The sequence below is a fragment of the Dyadobacter fermentans DSM 18053 genome, from assembly GCF_000023125.1.
GTDB lineage: Bacteria > Bacteroidota > Bacteroidia > Cytophagales > Spirosomataceae > Dyadobacter > Dyadobacter fermentans.
On sequence record NC_013037.1, the window covers coordinates 245,016 to 268,264 of the forward strand.

Annotated in this window: 23 protein-coding genes; 14 read left to right on the forward strand and 9 right to left on the reverse strand. The window is 51.0% G+C overall.

The window, feature by feature from the left end; all coding sequences use genetic code 11:
- The first annotated feature begins 5 nt into the window (after positions 1 to 5).
- Positions 6 to 1,301, forward strand: coding sequence for a hypothetical protein (locus DFER_RS01065; protein WP_012779837.1), 1,296 nt, complete (start codon positions 6 to 8; stop codon positions 1,299 to 1,301).
- A 105-nt stretch (positions 1,302 to 1,406) separates the two neighbouring features.
- On the forward strand, positions 1,407 to 2,960 hold the full coding sequence (locus DFER_RS01070) for a TonB-dependent receptor (RefSeq protein WP_012779838.1): 1,554 nt from the start codon (positions 1,407 to 1,409) through the stop codon (positions 2,958 to 2,960).
- 55 nt (positions 2,961 to 3,015) lie between these two features.
- Here the strand turns inward: DFER_RS01070 and DFER_RS01075 are convergent, their stop codons facing one another.
- The 3 genes from DFER_RS01075 to DFER_RS01085 are packed head-to-tail and all read right to left on the reverse strand — an operon-like array spanning position 3,016 to position 5,209.
- Entirely contained in the window at positions 3,016 to 3,519 is a 504-nt protein-coding gene (locus DFER_RS01075) for a shikimate kinase (RefSeq protein ID WP_012779839.1), read from the reverse strand.
- Positions 3,520 to 3,540: 21 nt separating this feature from the next.
- On the reverse strand, positions 3,541 to 4,632 hold the full coding sequence (locus DFER_RS01080; RefSeq protein ID WP_012779840.1) for a BT_3928 family protein: 1,092 nt from the start codon (positions 4,630 to 4,632) through the stop codon (positions 3,541 to 3,543).
- 31 nt (positions 4,633 to 4,663) lie between these two features.
- Positions 4,664 to 5,209 (reverse strand): DUF1599 domain-containing protein, encoded by a 546-nt coding sequence (locus DFER_RS01085; protein WP_187293467.1) that lies wholly within the window; start codon positions 5,207 to 5,209, stop codon positions 4,664 to 4,666.
- Between the two features lie 84 nt (positions 5,210 to 5,293).
- On the opposite strand from DFER_RS01085, the gene folP reads away from it, so the two are divergent.
- The 5 genes from folP (at position 5,294) to DFER_RS01110 (ending at position 10,547) form a co-directional block, all read left to right on the forward strand.
- Positions 5,294 to 6,145 (forward strand): dihydropteroate synthase, encoded by an 852-nt coding sequence (gene folP, locus DFER_RS01090; protein ID WP_012779842.1) that lies wholly within the window; start codon positions 5,294 to 5,296, stop codon positions 6,143 to 6,145.
- 37 nt (positions 6,146 to 6,182) lie between these two features.
- The gene (gene cdaA / locus DFER_RS01095; protein WP_012779843.1) at positions 6,183 to 6,986 is read left to right on the forward strand and encodes a diadenylate cyclase CdaA; all 804 of its coding nucleotides are present in this window, start codon (positions 6,183 to 6,185) and stop codon (positions 6,984 to 6,986) included.
- A gap of 102 nt (positions 6,987 to 7,088) precedes the next feature.
- Positions 7,089 to 7,352, forward strand: a complete 264-nt coding sequence (gene rpsT, locus DFER_RS01100; protein ID WP_012779844.1) for a 30S ribosomal protein S20 — start codon at positions 7,089 to 7,091, stop codon at positions 7,350 to 7,352.
- A gap of 168 nt (positions 7,353 to 7,520) precedes the next feature.
- Positions 7,521 to 8,795, forward strand: a complete 1,275-nt coding sequence (locus tag DFER_RS01105; protein ID WP_012779845.1) for a beta-propeller fold lactonase family protein — start codon at positions 7,521 to 7,523, stop codon at positions 8,793 to 8,795.
- 138 nt (positions 8,796 to 8,933) lie between these two features.
- Positions 8,934 to 10,547, forward strand: coding sequence for an ABC-F family ATP-binding cassette domain-containing protein (locus tag DFER_RS01110; protein WP_012779846.1), 1,614 nt, complete (start codon positions 8,934 to 8,936; stop codon positions 10,545 to 10,547).
- 280 nt (positions 10,548 to 10,827) lie between these two features.
- Here DFER_RS01110 and DFER_RS01115 read toward each other — a convergent pair whose 3' ends face one another.
- The 3 genes from DFER_RS01115 to DFER_RS01125 form a co-directional block, all read right to left on the reverse strand.
- The gene (locus tag DFER_RS01115) at positions 10,828 to 11,559 is read right to left on the reverse strand and encodes a class I SAM-dependent methyltransferase (protein ID WP_012779847.1); all 732 of its coding nucleotides are present in this window, start codon (positions 11,557 to 11,559) and stop codon (positions 10,828 to 10,830) included.
- A 92-nt stretch (positions 11,560 to 11,651) separates the two neighbouring features.
- Positions 11,652 to 12,287 (reverse strand): gluconate 2-dehydrogenase subunit 3 family protein, encoded by a 636-nt coding sequence (locus DFER_RS01120; RefSeq protein WP_012779848.1) that lies wholly within the window; start codon positions 12,285 to 12,287, stop codon positions 11,652 to 11,654.
- 29 nt (positions 12,288 to 12,316) lie between these two features.
- A complete protein-coding gene (locus DFER_RS01125) occupies positions 12,317 to 14,056 on the reverse strand; it encodes a GMC oxidoreductase (protein WP_012779849.1) in 1,740 nt (579 codons plus the stop codon).
- Positions 14,057 to 14,227: 171 nt separating this feature from the next.
- On the opposite strand from DFER_RS01125, the gene DFER_RS01130 reads away from it, so the two are divergent.
- On the forward strand, positions 14,228 to 15,181 hold the full coding sequence (locus tag DFER_RS01130; protein ID WP_041735702.1) for an L-threonylcarbamoyladenylate synthase: 954 nt from the start codon (positions 14,228 to 14,230) through the stop codon (positions 15,179 to 15,181).
- 19 nt (positions 15,182 to 15,200) lie between these two features.
- On the opposite strand, the gene DFER_RS01135 is transcribed toward DFER_RS01130, so the two are convergent.
- Positions 15,201 to 16,628, reverse strand: a complete 1,428-nt coding sequence (locus DFER_RS01135) for an ATP-dependent DNA helicase (RefSeq protein ID WP_012779851.1) — start codon at positions 16,626 to 16,628, stop codon at positions 15,201 to 15,203.
- Between the two features lie 159 nt (positions 16,629 to 16,787).
- On the opposite strand from DFER_RS01135, the gene DFER_RS01140 reads away from it, so the two are divergent.
- The 4 genes from DFER_RS01140 (at position 16,788) to coaD (ending at position 19,271) form a co-directional block, all read left to right on the forward strand.
- A complete protein-coding gene (locus tag DFER_RS01140; protein WP_012779852.1) occupies positions 16,788 to 17,210 on the forward strand; it encodes a CBS domain-containing protein in 423 nt (140 codons plus the stop codon).
- A 130-nt stretch (positions 17,211 to 17,340) separates the two neighbouring features.
- The gene (locus DFER_RS01145) at positions 17,341 to 17,832 is read left to right on the forward strand and encodes an NUDIX domain-containing protein (protein ID WP_012779853.1); all 492 of its coding nucleotides are present in this window, start codon (positions 17,341 to 17,343) and stop codon (positions 17,830 to 17,832) included.
- Between the two features lie 39 nt (positions 17,833 to 17,871).
- Positions 17,872 to 18,777, forward strand: a complete 906-nt coding sequence (locus DFER_RS01150; protein WP_012779854.1) for a DUF3822 family protein — start codon at positions 17,872 to 17,874, stop codon at positions 18,775 to 18,777.
- Positions 18,778 to 18,788: 11 nt separating this feature from the next.
- Positions 18,789 to 19,271, forward strand: a complete 483-nt coding sequence (gene coaD / locus DFER_RS01155) for a pantetheine-phosphate adenylyltransferase (RefSeq protein WP_012779855.1) — start codon at positions 18,789 to 18,791, stop codon at positions 19,269 to 19,271.
- Between the two features lie 9 nt (positions 19,272 to 19,280).
- Here coaD and DFER_RS01160 read toward each other — a convergent pair whose 3' ends face one another.
- The gene (locus DFER_RS01160; protein ID WP_012779856.1) at positions 19,281 to 19,970 is read right to left on the reverse strand and encodes an NUDIX hydrolase; all 690 of its coding nucleotides are present in this window, start codon (positions 19,968 to 19,970) and stop codon (positions 19,281 to 19,283) included.
- Positions 19,971 to 20,122: 152 nt separating this feature from the next.
- Between DFER_RS01160 and DFER_RS01165 the strand changes: the two genes are divergently transcribed.
- A complete protein-coding gene (locus DFER_RS01165) occupies positions 20,123 to 21,376 on the forward strand; it encodes a hemolysin family protein (RefSeq protein WP_012779857.1) in 1,254 nt (417 codons plus the stop codon).
- Between the two features lie 2 nt (positions 21,377 to 21,378).
- Positions 21,379 to 22,020, forward strand: coding sequence for an orotate phosphoribosyltransferase (pyrE, locus tag DFER_RS01170; protein WP_012779858.1), 642 nt, complete (start codon positions 21,379 to 21,381; stop codon positions 22,018 to 22,020).
- 145 nt (positions 22,021 to 22,165) lie between these two features.
- On the opposite strand, the gene DFER_RS01175 is transcribed toward pyrE, so the two are convergent.
- Positions 22,166 to 23,188: an aldo/keto reductase gene (locus tag DFER_RS01175; RefSeq protein ID WP_012779859.1), complete on the reverse strand. Its 1,023-nt coding sequence runs from the start codon at positions 23,186 to 23,188 to the stop codon at positions 22,166 to 22,168.
- Positions 23,189 to 23,249 lie beyond the last annotated feature (61 nt).

Genomic DNA, 23,249 nt, shown 5'->3' on the forward strand with positions numbered 1-23,249 from the left:
AAGCCATGAGTATGTTCAATAAAGCAAAATATTTGTCTTTGCTGGTGCTGTTGGGAGCTTGGGGATGTACTTCGAATCAGTATGCATCGCGTTCGGGCGGCGGTTATGACGATCTCTACGGAGGAAATTCCGGCGGAGGCCTCGTGTTGACAGACCGGGGTGATGATCAGGAAGTCTCCCGTTCCGATAACCCGGATTATGCCTATACCGGTAATTATTCAGAAAACGGTACAGCCGATTATTACGACGAAAACTATCTTTCGTCGAGAAGTGTAAAACGCCAGGTTTCATCCGACGTGGGCTATAATGCCGGCTTTGCAGACGGTTATAACTCCGCTGCCCTTAACAATCCTTATTTCGGACGGTTGGGTTCCTTCTGGCCCGGAAGCTATGCTGGTCTATCACTCAACTTTGGTTACGGCCCAGGTTTCAGAATGCGTCCTTACTTCGGTTTAGGTTACGGATCAATGCTAGGCTATTCGCCTTGGGCCTATGGCGGCATGATGGGATACGGGGGAATGGGCTTCGGTTACGATCCGTTCGGGTATAATTCCTGGGGATATTCACCATGGGGTTACTCTCCATGGGGTTATAACAGCATGTACGGCTTCGGCGGTTATTACGATGGCTTCGGCTACGGTTACTCGCCATGGGCTTACAGCCGTCCGGTAATCGTGATCAATAATCCTGAGAGAGGCATTTCCAGAACTTACGGCCCACGTGTGGTGGATGCGAGTAGAAGCCGCAGCAACAACGAGCGCTACAATTCCAATTATGCCAACTCATCACGCAACCGTTCCGCATCAGGTACCACAAGAGGTAGCCGCGACGGCGGTCGGGTAGTGTCGAGTGATACTTATGCATCGCCAAGAACATCGAGAAGCTCAGGACGCAGTAATGCAGTTTCGGCCGGCGGACGCACCAGTGGAGAGTCTTACGGCTCGCGTGGCGTAGTGAATGGTGGAAATACCTATTATTCACGTCCTCGTTCCAGCAATTCGAGCAATTACTCGTCTGAGGGTGGAAACAGCAATGGCGCAGCTTACTACTCGCCGCGCTCATCAAGAGGTTCTTCTTCCAGCTCGTCTTCGTACAGCACACCGTCGTACAGCACGCCTTCACGGACCCGTTCCGATTACAGCGCGCCGACCAGAAGCTACCAGAGCCCAAGAAGCGAATACAGCGCACCGACGCGGACTTACAGCCAGCCGTCGTACAGCGCTCCTTCGAGAAGTTACAGCGCACCATCCGGTGGAGGAGGTGGCGGCGGTTCAAGCCGTTCTTCGAGAGGTCCAAGATAATCCGATTGTCCTGGCACAGAGATAGTCAAGTCGAAAACCCTGCAAAATGTCATAATTTTGCAGGGTTTTCGTTTAAATTGTGTTGAAAAAAAGTCACAACTTCCCATGTCTAAACCATACTCAGGATTAGCGTTCCTATTTTCGCTACTCACTTCATCAGCGGCATTCGCACAATATGCAACCGATGCACTTCGGTACTCGGAAATCACCCAGACGGGCTCGGCGCGTTTTCAAGGCCTGGGTGGTAACCACGCATCCATCGGCGGTGATCCGAGCTCCATTCACGGCAACCCGGCAGGACTAGGCTTTTACAACCGGTCGGAATTTACATTCACCCCGGCGGTGACCATTGCGGGCACGAAAACCAGCTATCTCGGAAACGATACCAAGGAAAGTAACAGTTTGATCAACATTCCTCAGGCATCGGTGGTGTTCACGAGCCAGCCCGGCTTTCAGCGCAAATGGAAACGGTCCGCATTCGGGGTTTCATTCTCGCGGCAGCAGTCATTTCAGAATGGCTACACTTATGGCGGGCGGAACAACAACAGTGCCTACATCGACAATGTCATTGAAGGTGTAAACGGTGCCAAAACTTCCGTAAGTGACCTCGAAAGGGATTTCGACAGCGGCGCAACCGGCGGCGCGGTTGCGTACAGCATTCCGGCTGCCTATTACCAGATGTACCTCATCAATCCTACCACCGAAGCCGGACCTCCTTACCAGGCTTTGGACGGCAATAGTGTAGTGGACCAAACGGGCACATTTACATCCAAGGGCGCGGTTTCGCAATGGACATTTGCCTATGCTGGAAATTTGAATGACAAGTTCTATCTCGGCGGTAACATCGGTTTCAGCCGGATCAGGTATGAATATTCATCGACTTTCAGCGACGACTACGTGGATAGCCCCGAATTGACCTACATTGATCAGTTTGAAGACTTTACCGTCAGAGGCAACGGGTTTAATTTCTCATTGGGCGCGATTTATAAAATCAATCCTATGTTCCAGATCGGTGGAACGCTTGCCAGCCCTACATTCAGCGCGATAAAAGAAACATTCAGCCAAAGCGTAGCTGCCGGTTATGTGGATGGCAAAGTGACCGGCCCGGACGGAAACCTGATTACGCCCCCATACACCTCAATTCCCATTGCCCCGAACGACTTCGAATATAGCCTGATTGGCCCGCTGCGAGGAAATATCGGTGCCACGGTCTTTTTCCAAAACAAAGGCTTCCTGACCGGAACCATCGAGTACGCAGGTTACAGCGGCATGCGCGCCCGGACAAGCTACTTGACCAGCGCCGACAACGACGCATTCAAAACCGATGTGAAGAGCGAAATTACAGACACATTCCGCAACACGGTAAACTTCCGGCTTGGCGGAGAGATCCGCGCGAATATTTTCCGTGCACGGCTCGGCGGGGCATACATTACCGACCCTTATCTCGACCAAAGCGACGGCATCGACCGCAGCAAAATCGTGGCTTCGGCAGGCGTTGGCGTTCGCACCGACCGGTTTTTTGTCGATTTGACAGGCACATTCACCACCTACAAATCGGCCTACACGCCTTATTACCTGAACAATCCGATTACTTACGGTTCGGCGGAGATTACCAACCGGCCGGTTAATGTGATGGTTACAGGCGGTATCTTCTTCTGACCCGTTTTTGAAATAGACAAAAACGAAAAAACCTGCTTCGGCAGGTTTTTTCGTTTTATAGCAACGGCGTAAGTACTTCGAGCAAATGGCTCACGTCTATTTCACCTTTCAGCGTGAAATCGGCCTGCGTGTAGTAGGGGAGCCGGTCGGTAATGCGGGCCTGCAAGGTGTCCACGAGCGAGGTTGTGCCGGAAAGAATGGGCCGGTCGTCCTTGCCGTGGTTTTCGATGCGGCGTGCCAGGTCCCCGGCGGGAACGTCGAGGAAAATGCTGATGCCCATCGCTTTAATCACCTCCATATTATCGAAGAAACAGGGCGTGCCACCGCCTGAGGCCAGCACAATGCCTTTTTGGCTGGCGGTTTCTTTCAAAATCCTGCTTTCCACTTCACGGAAATAGGCTTCTCCGCGCTGCGCGAAAATGGACGAAATCTCCATGCCCTGATCTTTCTCGATCAGCTTGTCAAGGTCGACAAACTGGTAATTCAATGCACGGGCGAGCTTTTTGCCGAGCGTGGTCTTGCCGGAAGACATCATTCCGACGAGGATAATATTCTTCATGAAATTCTGGTGTCGGTCACACTATTTGGCCAGTTCAACGACCTCTTCCGCCGTAGGCGTGTCGTTGTAATGCCATTTGCCTTTTACAATGCCGTCTTTCAAAAGCCATAAGCCCGGATTGGAGCGGGAAATGGTTTTCAGAACGGTCGCATCTACGTAATAATATGGAGCTGTAAGCTGGTGCTGCGTGAGGAAATTTTCAATATCCGCGCTGTTTCCCGACGTCAGGATCACCGGCTCCACGCCCTTGCCCTTCACGGCGCTGATCAGCTTGTGAATGTCCGGCAATGCGGCCGTGTTAATGTCGGTAAGGCTTTTGATGATCAGGAAGAGCTTTTTGCCCTGGAATGTGCCTTCGGTAAAATCGCCGGCGTCGTTCCAAACCTTGTAGTCGGTAATCTTCGGCTTTGCATCTTCATTCAGCACCACCATTTCCTTGAATTGCAGCGTGGTGTCGCTCGGATATTGCTCATATTCAAGTGTTTTTCCGTCTTTTTCAAATATATACAAATAGCGCAGCGGCTCGGAAGGCTTCATCTGCGCGGGAATGCTCGCGCCCACCCGGTAGGGCAGCAGATCGACGATCGGAAGGTGACGCAGTGAATAAACGGCAACGCCAAGTGACACCAGCGTGGAAATGACGATGATAATACCCGTAGGATAGGATTTGAATTTTTTCCGGTAATAAACGATAACCAGAATCAAAATCAGCAGGAATATGTCCTTCCCGAACGACGTCCACGGCGTAAGCTTGATCGCCGCGCCGAAGCAGCCGCAATCGGTTACCTTGTTGAAATAGGCCGAATAGAATGTGAGGAACGTAAAGAAAACGATAATGATCAGCAGCAGCCAGGAAATTGTCCGGGGCTTGTAGGCTACCAGCAATGCAATGCCCAGTACAACTTCCGCCGTGCAGAGAAACACCGAAAAATACAGCGCCAGCGGCACGAGGCCCATGAAGAAATCATGCATTGCGGGAAGATCGGTCGCGAAAACCTCGAAGTATTCTTCCAGCTTGTACTGCGTCCCGATGGGGTCGTTCAGCTTGATGATTCCGGAGAAAATGAAGAGTAATCCTACTACAACTCGTGAGATCTGGGCAAAGATTTTCATTGCAAACTAGCGGCGGTTTGGAGTGTCCTTGTTAGTTGGTCTGTAAGGCATTCGATTTAATCAGACAAAATACCGAGTAATTGATAATGTCCTGGTAGCCGGCTTTTATACCCTCTGAAACGAGTGTAAGTCCCTGATTGTCTTCGATTTGTTTGATCCTTAGCAGTTTCATGAGAATGATGTCGGTCATGGAGCTAACACGCATGTCGCGCCACGCTTCGCCATAGTCATGATTTTTATTAAACAACAATTCCTTCACTTCGTTCACCTGCTGATTGTAAAGAATTGTTAATGCAGAATCGTCGATATCCTGGCTTTGCTCCGCGGCAGTGATCTGGATGAGCGCCATCACGCAGTAATTGATGATCCCGATGAATTCGGAAGACACGTCCTCATTCACTTTCTGCACGCCTTTGTCCTGAATGGTGCGGATGCGCTGTGCCTTGATGAAGATCTGATCGGTGATCGAGGGGAGCCGCAGAATGCGCCAAGATGTTCCGTAGTCCTTGTTTTTTTTTGTGAAAAGATCTTGGCAATACTGAATGATTTCCTGATATTCCGATTCTGTGGATTTCACTGTTTCAAATGAGTTAGAGACTTTCAGACGGTAGGAAGAGAATGCTTTGATATTCATTCCGTTGCCTGTTTTTGAAAAGAATTTATGTTGCAAGTTAGTAAAAAAACGCTCAATATCCGGGGCACGCTGCTCGATCTGTCGACGCCCGTGGTGATGGGTATTATCAATATTACGCCCGATTCGTTTTACGCCGGCAGCCGCGCCGCCGCGACCGACGAGATCGTCGAAAAAGCCGGCCAGATGCTGACCGACGGAGCCGGTATGATCGACATCGGCGGGTATTCCACACGCCCCGGCGCCCGCGAGGTGGGCGCGGAGGAGGAGGCCGATCGCGTGGAGTCGGCGGTGGAGCCATTAGCTAAATTTTTCCCTGATCTCATCATTTCTGTTGATACCTTTCGGGCCGGAGTGGCGGAAAGGGGCATTGCCAAAGGCGCACATATTATTAATGACGTGGCCGGCGGCACGCTCGATGACGCCATGTTCGAAACCGTTGCCCGCCTGCGTGTGCCGTACATACTCATGCACATGCGCGGAACACCGCAAACGATGAACCAGCTCACGCATTATGACCGCCTCGTGCCGAACATCCTGCGCGACCTGCGCGTAAAAGTGATGATCCTTCAAAGCAACGGCGTGGCCGACGTGATCATCGATCCGGGTTTCGGTTTTGCCAAAACCATCGCGCAGAACTTCGAGCTACTGCGGGCGCTGGACCAGTTCAAATTGCTCGGTTACCCGGTGCTCGTGGGTATCTCGCGCAAGAAGAAGATTTACAAAACATTGAATATTTCGCCCGATGAAGCGTTAAACGGGACAACGGTGCTGAACACGCTCGCATTGGAGCGGGGTGCTTCGATCCTCCGTGTGCATGATGTAAAACCGGCCGTGGAAGCGGTAAAACTATGGATGGCCGCCGGTAACTATCCAAATTAAAATTGTAATTTAGTCGCTCTAAAATATCACCTTTCGTATGCGTGTGGGTTTTCTGAACATCAATTGGGCTGATATCCTGGATGTTTTTTTAGTGTCCATTCTTCTTTATCAGGTATATACCCTTGTTCGGGGAAGTATTGCAAGCAGGGTTTTTCTGGGATATTTGTTCGTATATGTCTTCTATCTGGTGGTCAAAGGGCTCGGTTTGGGGCTGCTGACGGCCATTTTGCAATACTTTATGGGCGTGGGTGCAGTGGCGCTGATCGTGATTTTCCAGCAGGAGATCCGCCGGTTTCTGCTCATTATCGGTAAATCCACGATTTACACCAATAACGGCTTACTCAAAAAGATCATCGGCAACTCGATGCGCGATTTCAAGGTAAAAAACCTGAAAGAGGTGATCGACGCCAGCAAGACCATCGCCGCCAACTTCACCGGGGCATTGATCGTGCTCAACAAACGCGATGATTTGGGTAAATATGTAGAAACCGGCGAAATGCTAGATGCACGCGTTTCGAAGCCGCTCCTTGTATCACTGTTCAATCAATACAGCGAGCTGCACGACGGCGCGGTAATCATCGTGGACGGCGTGCTGAAAGCGGCGCGTTGCGTACTGCCCGTTGCCGACGGCGTGGATGTGCCTTCGTCCCTGGGTTTCCGGCACCGTGCCGCGATGGGCATGAGCGAAGCGACCGACGCCATTGTGATTGTGATCTCCGAGCAAACGGGGAAAATATCGCTGGCGGTGGAAGGCGAGCTGCACGGCAACATCCCTTACAACGAACTCGAATCGCGGATTGAGGAATATCTGGCCTCGGACGTACAGCGGATGCCCAGGTAAGTTATTTAAGATAAAATATATTTTGAAAGGAAATTTGGCGTTTTGAGAAGCAATTTCTATTTTTGCAGACCGAAATGAGAAATAGAAAAATATTCATTACAAATGGCAAATCATAAATCAGCTTTAAAAAGAATCCGCGCGAACGAAACTAAGCGTTTGCGTAATCGTTACCAGCACAAGACTACCCGTTCATACATCAAGAAATTGCGTGAAACGTCTGATAAGGCAGTAGCTGTTGAAGTTTACAAAACTGTATCTTCAATGTTGGATCGTTTGGCAAAGAAAAATATCATCCACAAGAAGAAAGCTTCTAACCAGAAGTCTAAATTGGCGAAATTCGTCAACGGACTTGCTGTTGCAGCGTAATTTTTACTTCCTGTGATCCGAAACCCCGGCAAACGCTTGCCGGGGTTTTTCTTTTTGTTGTATATTGCGAATTCTGAAAAGAACCTTGCACGGTATGAATGCCTCTGCAAGGTTCTTTTTGATGTAAGCTCAAATTGTTCAAACCACCTAAAACTCAAATTCTTTTCTATGAAAAAAGTTGCATTCTTTGCTGGTTTGGCTGCGTTGGGAAGCATCCCTGCGATGGCCCAATCACCCATTACCTTCAATGCCCGAGGTCTGGTTGTAGTGTCCGATGCCGATTTGGCAGCATCTGCGTTGATGGATGGAAAGCTATTAAGAGACAACACATCGAAAGATCAATTAACAACCATCAAATTCCCCGTAGAAAGAGGCAGCAAAGGCCTGGGGAGCGCGCTCGTATCCAATTCGGCGCTGGGTTATTCCAAAACGCTGGCCGTTTCTCCAACAGGCAGCCTGGCATTTGTGCTCGAAAACCGTGTCCGTCCGGAGGATGGCGTGGGCGAATACAAGGATATCTCGAACGAATTCCCGGTAGGCGAGAAGCTTTTTGTGGTGGATATCAGCAACCTGGCCGCGCCGAAGGCTAAATTCGGCTTTCCGGTGGGTAAAAGACCGACCTCTATTGACGTCAACAAGAACGAGTTGATCCTATCAACCGGCGATACTGGCAAGGAGCTCGTGTTCATCGAAGCCGGACCGGACGGTAAGCCCGCGCGCTTCCTGAACCTCCCGGCGGCATTGGATACTACTAACCGCATTATCGATATTTCGTGGCACCCATCCGGCGACTTCATCGCATTCACATTGGATAATTCCAATGAAGTTGGCCTATACAAAGTAATCCGCGAAGCTGGTAAGCTAAAAAACGTGGAAATGGTAGGCAAGCCCGTGAAAGTCGGCACGGACCCGTCCTTCGGCAAATTCACCTCTGATGGTAAGCATTACCTCGTCCTGGACGCCAAAGGCCCGCAGGGCAAAGGTGCCGGAGAAGGTGAAGTGTTCGTTGTGGATTTTTCAATGGACGGCGCTGTTGAACACAAGGTAGCCGGACAAGCGCCGGTAGGCCTCAACACCGGCTCGTTCGCATTGAGTCCGGATGGCACTATGCTCGTAACTGCCAACGCCGGCAAAAGTGGCTCGCCGTGGGCGGAAGCGGGTGCAGGAACAGGAGCATCGCTATCATTGTACAAAGTGGCCAACACCGGCGCGCTGACCAAAGTGGCCGACTATCCATTCGAAGGCATTTATCCGCAAAGCGTCGCTTTCGATAAAGACGGTTCCAACCTGGCCGTTTCGGTATTCGAATACCTCGAATACGGCAGCGGCAACGGCGGTGTAGAATTCTGGTCGGTGACCAAAGGCGAAACGCCGGCACTGAAAAAGCAAGGCGCGAAAGTGAGCGTGGCGAAAGGCGCGCATACGCTGCGTGTGATCCCCTGATTATTCAAAATAGGCGATTTCTATATGCAGGCCGGTTTGTTACCGGCCTGTTTTGTTTGCATTTAGTGCACGTAAGGATGCTAAATCAGACCGATTTTTGTAATTTTGCGGTCTCATTCATAAATAATCAATTTACAGATGATTACGGTTCAGAACGTATCGCTGCGATACGGTAAAAGGGTATTGTTCGACGAAGTAAATATAAAGTTTGTACCTGGTAACTGCTATGGCGTGATTGGCGCTAACGGGGCCGGGAAATCCACATTTTTGAAAATTCTCTCAGGCGAAATCGAGCCGCAAACGGGCAATGTAAGCATGAACCCCGGCGAGCGGATGACGTTCCTGAAGCAAGACCAGTTCGAGTTCGATGCGTACACGGTGATGGATACCGTGATCCTCGGGCACGAACGTCTTTATAAAGTGATGAAAGATCGCGAAGCCATTTACGCGAAAGAGGATTTTACAGATGAAGACGGCGAGAAAGCCGCCGAACTGGAAGCCGAATTCGCAGACCTGAATGGCTGGGAGGCGGAAACCGAAGCAGCGCAGCTTTTGAGCGGCCTGGGCCTCGGAGAAGAACTGCACCATTCGCTCATGGGCGACCTGAATGCGAACGACAAAGTACGCGTCCTGCTCGCACAGGCACTTTTCGGTAACCCGGACGTGCTCCTGCTCGATGAGCCTACCAACAACCTCGACGTGGAGACGGTATTGTGGCTGGAAAACTTCCTCGCCGATTTCAAGAACACGGTCATCGTCGTTTCCCACGACCGCCACTTCCTCGACGAGGTTTGTACGCACGTGGTGGATATCGATTTCAGCAAAGTGCAGCTGTTCTCGGGTAACTATTCGTTCTGGTACCAATCGAGCCAGCTGGCATTGAAACAGCGCCAGGATGCGAACAAGAAAGCGGACGAAAAGCGCAAGGAATTGGAAGATTTCATCCGTCGTTTCAGCGCAAATGCGTCCAAATCCAAGCAGGCAACTTCACGCGCGAAACTTCTGGAAAAACTTACCGTGGACGATATCAAGCCATCTTCCCGTAAGTATCCATATATCGCATTCAAATCGGAGCGTGAAGTAGGCGACCAGCTTTTGCGTGTGGAAGGTTTGTCCAAAACCGCAGAAGACGGAACGAAGCTATTCGATAACATCAATTTCACCGTCAATAAAGGTGATAAGATTGCATTCGTTAGTCGCAATGTGCTGGCTATTAGTGCATTGTTTGATATTGTGAGCGAAGTGGACAAAGCCGACAAGGGCGACTTTACCTGGGGCGTCACCATCACGAAATCCTATTTCCCGAAAGATCCTGGACAGTTTTTCGATGTGGACCTGAACCTGGTAGACTGGCTGCGTCAGTATTCTGACGAAAAAGACGAGAGCTTTATCCGCGGCTTCCTGGGCCGGATGCTTTTCTCAGGTGAAGAGTCTTTGAAAAAGGCAAAAGTCCTTTCAGGAGGTGAAAAAGTGCGTTGTATGCTCTCTCGCACGATGCTTTCCGGAGCGAATGCACTCGTACTCGATGATCCTACCAACCACCTTGACCTCGAATCGATCACGGCATTGAACAACGGCCTGATCGACTTCACAGGCTGTCTGTTGTTCTACTCCCATGACCACCAGTTCGTGGAAACAGTAGCAAACCGCATCATCGAAATCGGGCCGAAAGGCATCCTCGACAAACTGATGAGCTACGACGAGTTCCTCACGGACGAGACCGTGAAGCAACAGCGCCAGAAGTTGTATTGATTTTCAGGTTAAATCGCGATGATGCCGCGCTGAGACAATTTATCAGGAGCTTTATCCCGATAAATTGCCGCAGCGCGGCATCCTGTTTATAGCAAATCGATAAGTGCAAACCGTTGAGCTCCGTAGGAGCTTTCTGCGGTAAGGAGGCCCCTCCGGGGCCGCGTCGAGTCGTGACGGCGGCATTCTATAAACAGAAGACCGCGCTGCGGTAGCGACGTAATTAAAAGGCCCCGCTTCGCTTGAAACGGGGCCTTTGCTTTTATGTGGGGACGGCACTGGCTTAAAAAATCGAGAGCTGTTTCTCACTTTTTTCGGTCAAAACCGCGTAAGAGCTTGGTTTAATGCCTTTTAGGTAAGGTATCATGTTCAAAATGCCGAATTTGATCTTAGTCAGGTAGTAGGCCGACTTTTTATTTCCATAAAGCATCTTCAAGACGTCATCGTGATAGAAGTGATTAATGTCATTCTTCACCTCGAAGTTTTCGGATTTGAGTAAAAACCGGAATAGCGATGGCGTGTAGATATTGATGTGCCCGTAAGAGAGGAAATGTTTCAATTTGCGGTCGACGTAGAATGAGAAATCGATGGGCACTTCGAAAATCTGGTATTTGGACACTCTTTTAATTTCCCGCAGCAAAATCCTTTCGTGCTCGACATGCTCCAAAACGTGTGAGCAAATGACCAGGTCAAAGTGATTGTCGGGGTAGGGGATCTGGTATCCGTCGAATAGGAGCACGTCGTGCAGGTTTTTGATCTGCTTGGCCCTGATTTGTCCGATCCCGCTTTCCGAAATTTCAATGCAGTTGAGGTCGTCACAAAAATTCATTTTAGACAACCAGTTCAGCAAACTTCCTTCACCGGTACCAACTTCCAGCACATTTGCGAACCGGATCGTTTTGGAAAGCTCAACGATGTTAAGTGCCTTGTAACGGGCACCTATGTCGCGCCATTTTACAGAACTTTCATCATACTGGTTTGAATAGGAGTCTTTTATGTTTTCGGATAGCTGCATGTGTAGAATGTATAGTCGGCTCAAATATAAGAAAAGTGCGCCATTGACATTCAATGGCGCACCGCTTACTTACGACTTTTCAATCAGAATGCTTAATCGTAACTCACTCCATACTGCTTCAAAACATCCTCCGGAACACCTTCCCATACATTTGGCGTGTTGCCTTTGTAATCGAGGTCGGCAATGCCCATTTTGGATGTGTAAAAGCCCGAAGCTGTAAGGTTACGCATCAGGTTGAAGAATGCAACGCCTTGGCTGTGAATCGGTTTTGCTTTTTGCGGGTAGGCGATGTCGTCTACGATCTGGATTTGCTGGGCCTTGGTAGCCAGCGTGAATCCTTTGCCGAAACGTTTTTGCGATTCTCTTTCGAGCCATCTCAATCCGCCGCGTAGTGGCGTTTGGTGCTGCGGCATGTCTTTTACGATAAAGTCGATGAACTCGACTACGCCCGCTTGCGATGCGCTGCCGGACTTTTCGTCGGCCGGAATGATGATGTCTGCAAGCACCTTAATGGTCGCCAATTCAGCGGCTGTCAGGAATTTTTCCTTCATCAGTTTCGCGTCGCGGATGGCCTCTTCCTTCGTTCTTCCTCCCGGAATTTTGAGCGGGGTTTCCGGCGGGTTTTGCATTTCGAGCTCCCGCTGCTCGGCGAGGGCCACCTGGGGGCTCAATGCGGCAATCCCCAGTGAGCTCAGCGTCAACGACTTTAATGAATCTCTGCGTTTCATATGCTTATGATTTGAACAGGGTTCAAATGTTAGATATTTTTCTGTTTAACCTGATTGATAATGTACTCCGACGCACGCATCGAGAGTGCGAGGATGGTCCAGGTCGGATTTTTGTCGGCCTGGGATACGAACGATCCGCCGTCTACCACAAACACGTTTTTCGCGTCGTGTGCCTGCGAGAACTTGTTCAATGCGGAAGTTTTCTGGTCGTCGCCCATGCGAACGGTTCCTACTTCGTGGATGATCCGTCCCGGAGCTGCGAGGCCGTAGTTGGTATCCGCACCCGGCTTGGTGCCGTTGGCCACACCGCCCAATGCATGGATCATTTCCTCGAAGGTATCGTGCATGTGCTTCGCCTGTTTGATCTCATAATCAGACCATTTGTAGTGGAAGCGCAATACCGGGATACCGAATTTATCCACCACATTCGGGTCGATTTCGCAGTAGTTGTTATAATCAGGCACCGCCTCGCCGCGACCGGCCATACCGATGTTGGCCCCGTAGAAACGACGGTAATCTTCTTTCAGCGAAGCGCCATAGCCGCCCGCTTCTTTGGTAACACCCGCTTTGGTTGGATATTTACCATTCAAATTCTCAATTCCTGAGCCGAAACCGTAGCTCGGCATGCCCATTCCGCCGCCGTACTCGATGTGGTAGCCGCGTGGGAAGTCGAGTTTCTTGTTGTCTAGCCACCATGGCGTGTACACGTGCATACCGCCTACACCGTCCTCATTGTAGCGCTTGCGGTCCATGAGGTGGGGGAGGAATGCGCCGCGTGATGCACCGGTTGAATCGTGCAGGTAACGGCCTACTACGCCGCTGGAATTGGCGAGGCCGTTCGGGTGACGGGCCGATTTTGAGTTCAAAAGCAAACGTGAGGATTCCGCCGCGCTCGCTGCCAGAACTACTACTTTGGCTTTTACAGTATGCTCGGTTAATTTTTCACGGTCAATGTACGATACACCAGTGGCAAGTCCTGTTGAAGGATCGGTAAGCACCTCGCGGCACATCGCGTTATTGATCAGGGTTACGTTACCGGTTTTGATCGCGGGAATACACAGTACCGACGACGACGAGAAATCCGCGTAAGCCTGGCACGCGCGCGAGCACTGACTGCAATAGAAACACACCCCGCGCTGGTCATTGATCGGCTTGGTAAGGATCGACAAACGCGATGGGATAACTGGGATGTTGGCCTTTTTACCCGCCTGTTTCAGGAAAAGCTCGTGCAAACGTGGCTTGGGAGGCGGCAGGAAGATGCCGTCCGGCTCATTGTCAATGCCCTCGACAGTCCCGAAAACACCGATCAGTTTATCGACCTGGTCGTAGTAAGGCTTCACATCGTCGTAGCTGATCGGCCAGTCGTCGCCCAGGCCGTCGATGCTTTTTCTTTTAAAATCTTTTGGTCCGAAACGCAGGGAAATGCGGCCCCAGTGGTTGGTACGGCCACCGAGCATGCGGGACCTGAACCAGTCGAATTGCGTACCGTTCTTGTGTGTATAGGGTTCTCCCTCAATTTCCCAGCCACCCCAGGCAGCATCAAAGTCACCGAAAGGGCGGTGGTTGCTCGCACCACGGCGGGGCGATTCGTACGGCCATTTCAGCTGGGTAATGTATTTGGGATCGGCAGGGTCGAAATATCCACCTGCTTCCAAAAGAGCCACCTTGGCACCTGCTTTGGCAAGTTGATAAGCTGCCATTCCGCCTCCCGCGCCCGACCCGATAATGGCGACGTCGAAAACGGCAGGTTGTTCTTTGATTTGAAACATAGTAAAGGGTTGTTTAGATAGTACTATTTAACCATTAAATATAATCACCTAACAGGTAACGGAACGCCAACTTTCATGCATTCAGGTTTATTTAAAAACAATCTAAATGCGAATACTCGGATTTGTTCCGCATCGCCGTATTTTTGTGTTTTGAAACAACAGAATAATATTTTGGCAGTAACCGGCAGCGACCTCTCGGTCGCAAAAGAATTTCTGATAAAAGGCGAATTGGTAGCCATTCCTACCGAAACCGTGTACGGGCTGGCAGGTAATGCATTGAACGAAAAGGCAGTGCTTTCTATTTTCGAAGTAAAGAACCGCCCCGCATTCGATCCGCTTATCATTCATACGGATTCCCTCAAAAAAGTGGCTATTTACGTCTCGGATGTTCCTGAAAAGGCGCGCATTCTGGCTGAAAAACTCTGGCCTGGTCCGCTTACCCTGCTGCTGCCTAAAAAGGATATTGTGCCGGACCTGGTTACCTCCGGGCTCGATACGGTTGCCGTGAGGATTCCCGATCATGCGCTTACCCGCGAGCTGCTCGCCCAATTGAGCTTCCCGCTCGCAGCGCCCAGCGCCAACCCGTTCGGATACATCAGCCCGACGAAACCCGCGCATGTGGAGCAGCAGCTCGGCGATCGCATTCCCTACATTCTCGATGGCGGCGAATGCGAGGTAGGCATCGAATCGACTATTGTAGGTTTTGAAAATGACGAAACGATCGTATACCGCCTCGGAGGACTGGATATCAACGAGATAGAAAGTCTGATCGGTCCGGTGGCGCTGATGCCTCATTCTACCTCGGACCCCAAGGCTCCGGGGATGCTCAAAAGCCATTATGCACCGCGAAAACCGTTGCATTTGTACCGAAGGGACGCCATTACGCCCGGCGACGCGGGCACCGGTTACCTGCTGTTTGACCGCTATCTGGATGGCGTGGATCGCCGTTACCAGCGTCTGCTCAGCCCTGGGCACGACTTGAAGGAGGCCGCTCACAACCTTTTCGCCTATCTGCGGGAGCTCGACGGGCTGCCTGTGTCGGAAATCAAGGCGGAGCTGGTTCCGGCGAGCGGTCTGGGGCTGGCCATTAACGATCGACTGCAACGCGCTTCCGTTCCTGCGTAAGGACATTCAGCAAATGCTGTTATTTGAAAAACTGCTGGTGGAAATTCATCAGGAAAACCTCATCCGTTGCCCGTGTAATGGCCGTGTAAAGCCATCGGATGAATTCGGTATTGATCTGTTCCTCAGGTAAATAGCCCTGGTCGATAAACACGGCACTCCACTGCCCTCCCTGCGCTTTGTGACACGTGAGCGCGTAGGCAAACTTGACTTGCAATGCATTCAGATATGGATCTTTCCGCAATGCTTCTACGCGGTCTTTTTTGGATTTGATGTAAAAATAATCCTGCTGGACGCTTTCGTACAGTTTCTTATTGTCTTCCGCCGACATCGACGCCGACGGCGAATGCAGCGTGTCAAGGAAGATCTTGGCGTCGAATTCGGGTTGTTTTTCGTAGTCGGTGAGTCGTAACGTTACATCCGCGAAGCGAAAGCCGTGCATTTCCTGCGTTTTCCGGATTTTTAACAGTTCTACAAAATCGCCGTTTGCGATGAACCCGGCGGGCGAATCCTCGTCGAGGATGTTGTAATTATTGCGGACGACCATCAGCCGGTCGCCGGCATCGAGCTCGTCCTCCGAAAAATTGATCACCCGGCGGATGTATTCATTATATTGTACAGCCGATTTGTTGGAACGCGTGAGGATAATTGAATTTTCGGTGCCGTATTTGTCGTAGGCGTAGCGCAGCCCTTCTTCCAGTTTTTCACCTGTCATTTTGAATACATCGCGGAACGAGCGGGTCGTGATGCGGATTTCTTTCGCCTCGACGCCCAGCTGGTTGCGGAGCTGCGTGGCATTGAAAAGAATGCCCGACTGCTCGTCCTGCCGCATCACTTCCTTCAATTCTTCCCAAAAAACAGACATGTAAAATGTCCTTTCCAGGTAATCGGCGTCCAGCGCCGGGCTCAGTTCCTTGCCCACAGGCGGGAGCTGGGCGGTATCGCCGACGAGCATCAGCTTGTTGCCCGGGTTTTCGAACACAAATTCGACAAGGTCGGCCAGGAGGCTGCGGCTGCCGAAATCGGCGTCGTCGGTTATCATCGAGGCTTCGTCGACGATGAAAAGCGTGTTATCGTGGTAATTTTTCTGCCGCTGGAATGTTAATGTGCCCGAAAATGCGTCGGCAGTTTGCTTGTAAATCTTCTTGTGAATGGTGAGCGCGATTTTTTCCGAATAGCCCGACATGACCTTCGCCGCGCGGCCGGTAGGGGCCAGAAGGACAGATTTGTACCCGAAGTTTTTCAGCACTTTAATGAGCGTGCTGATGATCGTGGTTTTCCCGGTTCCAGCGTATCCTTTAAGCAAAAAACAGTCCCTGTAACGTTCCAGGCCCTTTTCTTCGATCAAAAAATCATTGGCCTGTTCGAAGAACCGGAGCTGGCCCTGGGTGGGTTTGAAAGGGAATTTTCTACGCAGTAACTGGGAAGGCAAAAGTTTGTCGGTGTCCATAGGAACGAATCTAACGCAAGGATTTCGAATATCAAAAACCGCATTCTTTAACAAAATAATACTCAGATTTTATTGGACTTTAATAGGTTAAATCCATATATTAGATTCCCTTTATCTCAACATCCCCAAACCTAAACATCTATGCTGGTACAACATGTAATGGGCAACAAGCCTGTCAATGCGATTTGGTCGGTAACGCAGGACAACACAGTGTTTGAGGCTCTGGAACTCATGGCCGAGAAGAACATTGGGGCGGTTTTAGTACTTGAAGATAATGAATTGATCGGTATCTTTTCCGAACGCGACTATGCCCGGAAAGTGATATTGCAGGGCCGCGCATCGAAAGATACGCTGATCCGCGACGTGATGACCGCCAGGGTCATAACGGTGGAAACCGATGCTAAAATTGAGGAATGTATGCAAATTATGTCGGACAAGCACATCAGGCACCTTCCTGTGAACCGTGATGGCCGGCTGGTAGGCATTATCTCGATCAACGACATCGTTTCGGCGATCATCCACGAGCAGAAAGAGCATATTAACACGCTCGAAAGCTACATTTCGGGAAGTCCGTATTCCTGAGTTCCGCCGCAATTTTCCGGAATCAATCGTTGAAAATGGCATGTCGGCGCCCCGCGCAGGCATACAGGCATAATTATGTCTTGGCAATTCTGGATGGTTGGTTATCTTTGCCCGTTCAAAAAAAGAGGTTTTGCAGACGTTAAACGCAGACATAGGCACTATTTATGGCGGTTCCGTACGTGTACGCGTATGCGGAATCTGCGTGCATGAGAACCGTATCCTGCTCGTAAACCATTTGCTGTACGGGCCCGACGGCGCCTTCTGGTCGCCTCCGGGTGGCGGCATTTACTTCGGCGAAACGGCTGAACATGCCCTCGCCCGCGAGTTCCGGGAAGAAACGGGCCTGGAAGTGACGGTGGGGCAATTGCTGTTCGTGAACGAGCATATCGCCGATCCGCTCCATGCGGTAGAACTGTTTTTTGAAATAACTTCCTTTAAGGGCCAGCTCGCTGCCGGCTTTGACCCCGAAATGGCCGCCGACGGGCAGGTTATCCGCGACGTCCGGTTTATGGCCTGGGGCGAGATCGAGGCATTGGAGCCACAGCAGCGTCACCGCATTTTGAACAGCGCCGGCTCTCTGGCAGGGATTTTTGAACTGAACAAATACATCACCGGTGATTAACGGCCGGCTTGATCATTAAACCAACACGACCCCGACAACGTGGCAAATTCTGAAAACCAGTTAATTGAAGTAATCCCCACGCTGCTGGTAGGAGACAACTCCTTCGACGCCGCCAGCATCCCGCTTTGTACGCTTTGTATCGAGCTCGATGAACGGCGCATTCGTTTTTGCATTGTGCGGGACGAAAACATGGAGTGCATTTGGCTGGAAGATTACTTCTTCGAAAATCCGCTGACACCGGCAGAAATTTTCGAACGGCTGAAACGGATTTTCAGCGGGCATTTGTCGTGGTCGTCCAATAACTGGAAAAATGTACGCGTGACGGTGAATTCGCATGCATTTACGCTCGTTCCGAATGTGCTTTTCAAGCCGGAGTCGGCTTATGAATATCTCTCGTTTGCATTGGGCAACCCGGTTTCCAAGCACGAGAAGGTGCTCTGGCATGATCTGCCGCTCGTGCATGCGCAAAACGTTTTCAGCATCCAGGAACTGTGGTACGACTGGGTGGTGAACCATTTCAGTTCGTCAACGGTCACATTCTACCACCTTACGAGCGCACTGGCCATTGGTTCGCTGGTTAATCACGTGGAGCACCAGGAAATACGGATGATGTCGCTGTACTTCGAAAAGGATCATTTCACATTGGTGGTGAGCGAGAGCCAGCAGCTCTTGCTTTGTAATCGCTTCAAATATGCTCAGGTTCAGGAGCTTGCGTATATCATCCTGTTTACACTAAACCAACTGAACATTTTGCCGGAAGAAATCAAGGTGCTCTGTTACGGAGAAATCGCGCCCACGGCAGATTCCTACCAGGAGCTGTCCAGATTTTTCCCGAACTTGCATATGGGCACGCGGCCCACGACATTGAAATACAGCCCACAGTGCGCCGAAGTGCCCGGTCACCGGTATTTCGGACTGTTTAATACCTATCTTATATCGTCTTAAAATAACCTCCTATGACGCGCATCGCATTATTTCCGGGATCTTTCGATCCTTTCACGAAGGGTCACGAAGATATCGTTCTGCGTGGTTTACGGCTTTTTGACGAGGTAGTGATCGGGATCGGTAACAACGCGACCAAAAAGCGCTATTTCCCGCTGGAAGTGATGAAGGAAATGATCGAAAGGACATTCATCTCCGAGCCGAATGTGAAGGTGATCACCTACGATGACCTGACGGCCCATACCGCCCGCGAACTGGGTGCCCGGTTTTTGCTGAGAGGACTGCGCAACACTACCGACTTCGAGTACGAAAACGGTATTTCGCAGGTTAACAGGTATTTGTATGAGGAAATCGAGACGGTATTCCTGATCACTTCGCCGAGCCTGGCGCCGATCAGTTCGAGCATTATCCGCGACCTGCACCGGTATGGACAGGCCGTGGACAATTTTCTTCCGTATTCTTTATCCGAACTGAAAAAGGCCGAGCAGAACAGCTAGGCGTGCTTTTCAGGATTCTTTCAGATTGTGTATTTTGTTGAGGCTGTCGATCACGTAGCGGATCGAGCTGTACGATTTGATGAGCAGCGGTTTTACGTCCGCGGGCTCGTACCAGTCCAGTTTTTCGATCTGCTCCTCGGCTTGCGGGCTCATGTGCGAGTCGTCGAGGCAATCGAACAAGTACCATTTCGTGCGTTTCAGAATGCGGCTGTTGTTGAGCGTGTAGGTATGCCAGGTAGTGCAGATTTTGTCGCGGATAATGGCCTTAACGCCCGTTTCTTCCTCGATTTCACGCGTGGCCGCCACTTTCGAATTCTCGCCTTTATCCAGCTTGCCTTTGGGTAAATCCCACATTTTGCGACGGTACATGAACAGCCATTTGCCGCCTTTCACCACCACGCCGCCGGCTGCTTTAATCACCTTGTATTGCGCCTTGATCCGGTCCTCTACCTCCGCTTTTTCACGGGTAGCCATCGTAATGGAAAGCAAGTCTTTGGGAAATTCCTTTTCGAGCATCTGGATCACCTGAATGGCACTGGTGGCGGTAGAATTCAGGAACAGGACGTGACCTGTCAGCATGGTTCTCTGCAACTTTTCAAGCCTCAGATCCACAATGTGTTCGAAACGCGAGGTTTCGGCGGCAGACAACTGATTTGTCCGTACAATTCTGACGGGACGGTCGTCGAAAAAAATGGTCATTTTGGAATGGGTACGTGAATGGATCGCAAAATTAAGTAAAGAGTTTAGTTTAGGCAGAGATTATTATTGATAAATTTGTATTTGTAACAACCAAACAGTTCTTGGAACTCCTTATAATTCTACTCCTGGTGCTTCTCAATGGCCTTTTTTCCATGTCTGAGATCGCACTGGTATCCTCCCGGAAATCGCGTCTGGAAGCAGCTGCCAAAAATGGCGATTCGAGCGCAAAGGCAGCTTTGAACCTCGCCAACTCACCTACAAAATTTCTTTCCACGGTACAGATCGGCATTACGCTCATCGGTTTGCTGACCGGTATGTACAGTGGCGACAATATCACTGCCGATTTTGAGCAAATCATTGCCCGTGTGCCCGCGCTGCTGCCTTACTCGCACTCGCTGGCGGTGGGCAGCGTGCTGGTGGTGATCACTTACCTGTCGCTCGTGCTCGGCGAGCTGGTCCCGAAACGCATCGGAATGGCCAATCCCGAGGCCATTTCGAAAGTAATGGCCACGCCTATGAACCTGCTTTCGAGGGTCACGGCGCCGTTTATCGCATTGCTGGGCTTTTCGAGCGATCTGATCATCCGCGTGCTGAATATCAAACAAAGCGAGAACGCCGTCACCGAGGAGGAGATCAAAAGCCTGATCCAGGAAGGAACTTCGGGCGGGATCTTCGAGGAAATCGAGCAGGAAATTGTGCATAATGTGTTCCAGCTCGGCGACCGTAAGGTTACATCGCTTATGACCAACCGGCAGGAAATTGTGTGGCTGGACCTGGAAGATACCGTCGAAGAAAATAAGGCTAAAATACTGGACGCGAGGCATTCTATTTACCCGGTTTGCCGCGGTAATGTCGATGATGTGGTTGGTTTGGTGTATGTCAAAGACCTCTTCGCCACCGACCTGGAAGTGCAAATGGCGAATCTCACGTCTATCATGCGAGATCCGGTGTACCTTCCCGAAAGCAACCGGGCTTACCAGGCGCTCGAAAAATTCAAGGAGCAGCGGGTTTATTACGGCATTATCGTCGACGAATACGGCGGTACGCTCGGTGTGGTAACGATGCACGACATTATGGACGCATTGGTAGGTGATATTTCCGAAGACATTGAAGAGGCGTCCGAAATCGTGCGGCGCGACGATGGCAGCTACCTCATCGACGCTCAATTGCCTTTCGACGATTTTATTCAGTATTTCAATATCAATATCCAGGATAGTGAACGCCGGGAACTGGTGGGCTTCAATACGCTCGGTGGTTTTGTGCTGCACGTCCTGGAAAACATTCCGCAAACGGGCGAGAAGTTCAGCTGGAAACAGTTCGAGTTCGAGGTGATCGATATGGATCGCAGCCGGATAGACAAGCTTTTAGTAACCAATTATAATAAACAGGAAGAATCCGAAGATTAATAATGTCGAACGATCTGGATATTACCAAACGAATCGCCGAGCTGCTTCTCGAAGCACAGGCCATCAAGCTAAGCCCCGAAAAGCCGTTCCAATGGAGCTCAGGCTGGTTTTCGCCCATTTACTGCGACAACCGCGTCGCATTGTCGTACCCCGACACGCGCACGTTCATCAAAAAGGCGCTGGCCGGGGTGATCCGGGAGAAATACCCGCATGCGCAGGCCGTGGTAGGCGTCGCGACCGGCGGTATCGCACAGGGCGCATTGGTAGCCGATCTGCTCGAATTGCCGTTCGCCTACGTCCGACCAGAGCCTAAAAAGCACGGAATGGGCAACCAGATAGAAGGCAGGCTGGAAAAAGGCCAGTCGGTGGTAATCATCGAAGACCTCATCTCGACCGGCGGAAGCTCCCTCAAAACGGTGGACGCCCTGCGCGAAGCCGGCATCGAAGTAGGCGGAATGGTGGCGATCTTCACCTACGGTTTCCAGGTTGCAGCCGATAATTTCACCGCCAAAAATGTAGAACTCCACACCATCAGCAACTACAACGCGCTGATCGAAGTGGCATTAGAGCACAAATACGTATCCGAAGCACAGCTGGAAAGCCTCGCCGCATGGCGAGTAGCGCCGGAGGGCTGGGGGAGGTAGGTAATTGGCTATAAGCTGTAAGCTATAAGCTATAAGCTATAAGCTATATGCTATATGCAGTAAGCCGTAGGCGATAAGCGGTACATTTACATTTGTACACCGCTTACAGCCTACGGCTTATAGCTTACAGCTTATAGCTTACAGCCTACCCCCTATGATTATCCAAACTCTCATAAAGCCCCCCAAACGCTTCTTCCTTCACGCCGTCGGATTTCAGGAATTCGTGGGGGAAGCCTAGTTCTATTTTACTCACTTCGTCCAGCTTGCGCAGGGCTTCTTCGGGCAGGCGGAAATCCAGGCAGCCCAGTGAGTCAATCAGTTGTTTTTCTTTCGATGCGCCGATGATCGGGATCATGACCTGATCGCGGTGGCGGGTCCAGTTGATCGCTACTTGCGCGGGCGTTACGCCTAGCTCATTAGCCACGTCTACGACGGTTTGTGCGATCATGCTGCTTTCTTCGTTCCGGCGCGTGCTGTTGTCGGGCACACGGCCGGTTTCGCCGCGCAGGTATTTGCCCGTCAGCGCGCCGCCGCCGATTGCGCCCCAGGGAGTTACGGCCAGGTCAAGCGCTTTGGCCATCGGGAGCAGATCGCGCTCCGGCGTGCGTTGCAGCAGCGAGTACTCGAACTGAATGGCCGCGAAAGCATTCCAGCCACGAAAATCGGCAATGGTGTTGGCCTGCGAAACGACCCAGGCGGGTGTGTCCGAAATGCCGATATAATGCACGATGCCGCGCGTCACGAGGTCGTCGAGCCCCCGCATAACCTCTTCGGCAGGCGTGGTGTTGTCCCACATGTGTACCCAAAGGAGGTCGATGTACTCGGTATTGAGGCGTTTGAGGCTCGATGTTACAGAGCGCATCATGTTCTTGCGGTGGTTGCCGGCGAAGTTGAGGTCGTCGTTACGGTCTTTCAATGTGAACTTCGTGGCCAGCACGAAATGGTCGCGGTCGGTTTCGATAAACTCGCCCACATATTTCTCCGAAGTGCCCTCGGTGTAGCGGTTGGCAGTGTCGATGAAGGTACCTCCTGCGTTGGCGAAAGCTTCGAAAATCTTGTAGCTTTCATGTTTATCTGCGCCCCATCCCCAGTCTTTTCCGAATGTCATGGCTCCCAGACAAACCTCCGAAACCCGCAAACCCGAGCGGCCTAATAATTGATAACGCATAGTAATTTATGATGATTTTTGGTAAAGATATAGCACCGGAAACTTCCCGAACACGGTTAAT